Here is a 3,034-nt window from a genome sequence, read left to right on the forward strand (position 1 = left end):
AAAATCGGCTGCGCACGCACGGCGGCCGATTCACACTGGCGTACCTGATCCAGAACCCGGTGCCCAAAAGGAGCTCTCAGCGTGCAGGCCGCCGTAACCGTCACTCCCGCACAGATCCCCGAACTGCTCCTCGGGCTGGCGACCGTGCGGCCCGTCTTCCTGTGGGGAGCGCCGGGCATCGGGAAGTCCTCGCTGGTCCGGAAGTTCGCCGAGTCGCTGGGCCTGGAGTGCGTCAGCCTGCTGGGCACCCAGCTGGCGCCCGAGGACCTCATCGGCGTACCGCAGATCAGGGACGGCCGGTCCGTGTTCTGCCCGCCGGAGGCGATCGCGCGCGACGAGCCGTACTGCCTGTTCCTCGACGAGCTGAACGCGGCGACGCCCGACGTGCAGAAGGCGTTCTACTCGCTCATCCTCGACCGCCGCATCGGCAACTACGAACTGCCGCACGGCTCGATCGTCGTCGGCGCCGGCAACCGCGCCACCGACAACGCGCTCGCCCGCCCCATCGCCTCCGCGCTGGTCAACCGCCTCACGCACGTCCACCTGAGGGCCTCCGCGGCCGATTGGCTGGTGTGGGCCGGGGAGAACGGCATCCACCCCTGGGTGACGGACCACCTCACGGACCGGCCCGACCACCTGTGGTCGCAGCCGCCCAAGACCGAGGAGCCGTTCTCCACCCCGCGTTCCTGGCACATGCTGTCCGACGCGCTGCATTCGTTCGGGCCCACGCTCGACGAGGACACCCTGAAGGTCCTCGCCCACGGCACGCTGACCCCCGCGCACGCCGTCGCCTTCTGCGGCTACGCGAAGATCGTCCGCCACACCTTCGGGATCGAGGCGATCATGAAGGGCGAGGCATCCTGGCCGAACCGGGTCCAGGACCGCGACCTGCTCTACTACCTGGCCGAAGCCTTCCGCGGTCGGCTCGTCAAGCAGCTCCCGGCATCCAAGGACCACGCCTCACCCGCCGTGCGGCAGATCGCGTACCGGGCCAAGGCGCTGCTGGTGCAGCTCGCCGAGATCTCCGTCGAGGTCGCCCAGACCGTCATCGCCGACGACACCGACGGAAACCCCGCGCTGCCCGCCTGGTTCCTCGTCGAGGCCGCCCGGGACATGCCCCGTCTCGTCGAGGCCCGCCAGTGAGCGGCCGCGCCTCCCGCAAGGAGCGCAAGCAGAAACACGACCCGGCCGCCGAGTCCTTCGCCGCCGGTCTCGCCCTCCTCAAGCGCAACCCGGCGCTGAACTCCATCGACGCCGTCTTCTGCCGAGACACCGGCTGCAAGGAGCACCCGCCGCACGGCCTGGCCCGGGCCGACTCCTGCGGCACCGTGCACGCCCACCCCACCCGGCGCGCCGAACCCGGCGAGTGGGCCTGGGCGCTGGCGCACTGCCTGCTGCACCTCGGCTTCGGCCACGCCCCCGCCGCCAACGGGCCCCGCACCCAGCCGGACCGCTTCGAGCTGGCGGCCCGCTGCGCCGTCGTCAACCGCTTCCTGCTGACATTTCCCATCGGCAGTACACCGGAGCATCTGCCGCGCGCCTACCCGGGCGTCGACGAGGAGCAGCTCGCGCAGCGCTGGAGGCGCGACGGTGTTCCCGCCGAGTTCGAGCACTGCGGCACCGGTGGCGGGGAGCCCGACATCGTCCTGCTGCCCTGGCCGCGGTGGGGCGACCCGCCGCCGGACTGGCAACTGGCCTTCGCGCACGCGCTGACCTCCACGGTCTCCGCGGCCATGGACGTGGCGGGCGGCCGCCGCGACAGCGTCACCGGGCGGCGGGAGTCGCAGCGGCCCTGGGAGCGTGCGCTGAGCTGGTTCGTCTCCTCGTACCCGCTGCTGGGCGGCATCGCCGCCGGGATGACTGTCGTCGCCGACGCCGAACTCGCCCGCGCCCACGGCATTTCCATCGCGGCCGTCAGCGCCGCGGCCGGCGAGATCTACATCAACCCCCTCGTGCGGTACGCCGACGAGGAGTGGCGGTTCGTCCTGGCCCACGAGATGCTGCACGCCGCGCTGCGGCACGGCGACCGCCGCGGTGCCCGCGACCCGTACCTCTTCAACATCGCCGCCGACTACGTCGTCAACGGCTGGCTGGTCGAGATGCGCGTCGGCGAGATGCCGGAGGGACTGCTGTACGACCCACGGCTGGGCGGCCTGTCGGCGGAGGAGGTGTACGACCGCATCGTCACCGACACGCGTGCCCGGAGGCGCCTCGCCACCCCGCGCGGCAAGGGCCTCGGCGACATCCTCGGCGAGCCGCCGGCACGCGGGCCGCGCAACTGCGTCGACCTCGACGAGTTCTACCGGCGCGGCCTGCTCCAGGGATTCGAGCTCCACGGCCGCGGCGAGCGCGGACTGCTGCCCGCCGGACTGGTCGAGGAGATCCGGGCGCTCGCCCACCCGCCGGTGCCCTGGGATGCGCGGCTGGCCCGCTGGTTCGACGCGTACGTGCCCCGGCGCGAGCCGGTGCGCGGCTACGCGCGCCCCGCTCGCCGTCAGGCCGCCACCCCGGACATCCCGCGCGCAGGGCGGTACTTCCCGCCCGAGGAGGTTCCACGCTGCACCTTCGGCGTCGTCCTCGACACCTCCGGCTCGATGAGCCGGGTCCTGCTCGGCAAGGCGCTGGGCGCCATCGCCTCGTACGCCGAGGCGCGGGACGTGCCGGCCGCCCGGGTCGTGTTCTGCGACGCGGCCCCGTACGACGCGGGCTATCTGCCGCCCACGGAGATCGCGGGCCGGGTACGGGTCCGCGGGCGGGGCGGGACCGCACTCCAGCCCGGCATCGACCTGCTCCAGCGCGCGGAGGACTTCCCGCCGGGCGCGCCGGTCCTGGTGATCACGGACGGCTGGTGCGATGTGCTGCGGGTGCGCAGGGAGCACGCGTACCTGGTGCCGCAGGGCGCCTCCCTGCCGTTCACGCCCCGTGGCCCGGTATTCCGGGTGAGCTGAACGGCGACGGACCCGGCGGGCCTCCTGTCCCGACGGGGACAGCGGCCTGCGCGCTCCTGGCGGGCGAAGTGCCGGGCCCCCGGTCC

The 3,034-nt window shown here is 73.2% G+C and carries 2 protein-coding genes; both read left to right on the forward strand.

What is annotated here, in order from left to right; genetic code table 11:
• The first annotated feature begins 81 nt into the window (after nucleotides 1-81).
• Entirely contained in the window at nucleotides 82-1,143 is a 1,062-nt protein-coding gene (locus GUY61_RS36765; protein WP_166634640.1) for an ATP-binding protein, read from the forward strand.
• Nucleotides 1,140-2,948, forward strand: coding sequence for a DUF2201 family putative metallopeptidase (locus GUY61_RS36770; RefSeq protein WP_166634641.1), 1,809 nt, complete (start codon nucleotides 1,140-1,142; stop codon nucleotides 2,946-2,948). The genes GUY61_RS36765 and GUY61_RS36770 overlap by 4 nt, the downstream gene beginning before the upstream one ends.
• The last annotated feature ends 86 nt before the right edge of the window (nucleotides 2,949-3,034 follow it).

This window comes from Streptomyces sp. GC420, assembly GCF_009916105.1.
In the GTDB taxonomy this organism is placed as follows: Bacteria; Actinomycetota; Actinomycetes; order Streptomycetales; family Streptomycetaceae; genus Streptomyces.